Source organism: Halomonas sp., from assembly GCF_014859505.1.
GTDB lineage: Bacteria > Pseudomonadota > Gammaproteobacteria > Pseudomonadales > Halomonadaceae > Halomonas.
Genome location: NZ_JACUUD010000240.1, coordinates 1 through 1,997, shown reverse-complemented (window position 1 = coordinate 1,997; position 1,997 = coordinate 1). Strand labels below are relative to the sequence as shown.

The following is a 1,997-nucleotide window of genomic DNA, read 5'->3' as shown; positions in this document are numbered from 1 at the left end:
CGGCACCCGGCTCAAGCAGCACAACCGCCCGGAGGAGAGGGGCGGCAAGGACTTCTGGGAGAAGGTCTGCCTGGTCACCAGCAAGGATCAGAACCTCACCAAGGCCCACGTGAAGTACCTGGAGAGCCTGCTGATTCAGAACGCTGGCCAGGTAGGTCGCTGCAAGTTGATCAACGGCACCGCCCACGAGTACATCAATCTGCCCGAGTCGGATCGCGCCGATATGGCGTTCTTCATGGAGCAGATCCGTACCGTGCTGCCGGTGCTCGGCTTCGACTTCCTCCGCGAGACCTCGCGCCCCTCGCGGGTGCCGGAAGAGGCCCCAGCGGCAGAGCCCGAGGCCTCTCCGCGCTTCACCCTGGAGGTGCCACGGCACGGTATCCGCGCCACCGGCCAGGAGATCGACGGCGAGTTCTATGTCTTCAAGGGCTCCCTGGCCCGGGGCAGCTGGGTCGGCACCGAGCGCGGTTATCAGAGCCTCTACAACCAGCTCTGCGAGGACGGGGTGCTGGTGGAAAGTGATGGTACGCGGATCTTCAACGAGGACCAGAGCTTCAGCAGCCCCAGCGCCGCCGCCGCGGTGGTTTCCGGCCGAAGCGCCAACGGGCGGACCTCCTGGAAAGCTGAGGGCAGTGGGCTGACCTATGGTGAGTGGCAGGATCGGCAGGTCAGTGCTGCCGCCAGCGGAGAAGGAGAAGAGGGCAGGGGTGGAGCTGAATGATGGGTGATTTCGGAGAGTATATTGTTTACGTGGATGAGAGTGGTGATCATGGGCTGAAGAACATCAATCCCGATTATCCAGTGTTCGTGTTGGCATTTTGTATCATCCACAAACAAGCTTACCTGACACAAATCGTGCCGAAAATACAGGAGCTGAAGTTTCGCTACTTCGGCCATGACATGGTGGTCCTCCACGAGGCGGAGATCCGGAAAGCAAGAAAGCCTTTCGATATTCTTCTTAACCCGAATGTCAGACATCGCTTCATGGAGGAGCTATCGAGGATCATCGAAACGGCTCCCTTCATCTTGGTGGCCAGTTGCATCATGAAAGAAGCTTTCTCCCAGCGACATGGTGTGGATGGAAATCCATACCATGTCGCCATGGAGTTCGGATTGGAGCGCGTCTTCATTGAGCTGCAAGGGCTTCGGCAGCGAGGTCAACTGACCCATGTCGTCTTCGAGCAGAGAGGGCTGCAAGAAGATCAGGCGCTGGAGTTGGAATTCCGGCGTATCAAGGATCAGTCACGGGTAGAGGGGCTGGGAGAGACCCTGGATATCGTCATGGCCAACAAGAAGGTGAACTCGGCTGGTTTGCAGCTGGCGGATATGGTCGCGCGTCCCATCGGTCGCCATCTGCTGAACCCGGATCAACCAAATCGGGCTTTCGAGATATTGGAAGCCAAGTTTCGGCGTAGCCGTGCTGGACAGGTCAGCGGCTGGGGGCTGAAGGTATATCCCTGAAAACAAAAGGCCCCGACGCATTCGCCGAGGCCCCTTGCCGATCGGGCATTCCCAATCCATGCCTATATGGTAGGCACCTAGTCCGCTGCTGGCAACCCGAGCGAGTGTATTGGTGGTTGTCCTCAACGCTTCATATCACGGAGACCCCATCACTATGTGCGGCCGCTACGCCCTCTATAGCGACTTCCCCAGCCTGGCGGCCTCTCTGAAGCTGCCGCTGATCCTGAATCAGCAGAGCCTCGAGACTTGGCTTGATCCCGACCTGACCGGCCGCGAGACGATCCGCCACCTCGTCCATCACCTCCCGCACGATCGGCTGACGCACTGGCCGGTGAGTCCCCGGGTCAACCGGCCGGTGGAGGATGATCCGGGGCTGATCGAGGCCTTATCCTGAAACGTCTCCTGCCCTGTTCAGGTGGTTGATGGTGATCTGCGGTTTGAAAGCACACCGGGAATCGCCCTGAAAGGCCACTTTCAGGGCAAAAAATAAACTACGGGGGGAACTCCCATCGGCCGAGGGCTGGCCGACTCGCATC

3 protein-coding genes are annotated in these 1,997 nt (G+C 59.4%); all 3 read left to right on the top strand.

The window, feature by feature from the left end; translation table 11 throughout:
* Window positions 1-721, top strand: a 721-nt coding sequence (locus tag IBX53_RS15900) for a GIY-YIG nuclease family protein (protein ID WP_290911294.1), incomplete at its 5' end; no start/stop codon positions are given.
* Window positions 718-1,461 carry a DUF3800 domain-containing protein gene (locus IBX53_RS15895; RefSeq protein ID WP_290911291.1) on the top strand — a complete coding sequence of 248 codons (744 nt, stop codon included), beginning with the start codon at window positions 718-720 and terminating at the stop codon, window positions 1,459-1,461. The genes IBX53_RS15900 and IBX53_RS15895, both read left to right, overlap by 4 nt.
* Window positions 1,462-1,615: 154 nt before the next feature.
* Window positions 1,616-1,855 (top strand): SOS response-associated peptidase family protein, encoded by a 240-nt coding sequence (locus tag IBX53_RS15890; RefSeq protein WP_290911288.1) that lies wholly within the window; start codon window positions 1,616-1,618, stop codon window positions 1,853-1,855.
* Window positions 1,856-1,997: the final 142 nt, after the last annotated feature.

Coding starts and splice junctions, on each gene's coding strand:
- IBX53_RS15890 (WP_290911288.1), top strand. CDS start 1,616: ATGTGCGGCCGCTACGCCCTCTATAGCGACTTCCCCAGCCTGGCGGCC.
- IBX53_RS15895 (WP_290911291.1), top strand. CDS start 718: ATGATGGGTGATTTCGGAGAGTATATTGTTTACGTGGATGAGAGTGGT.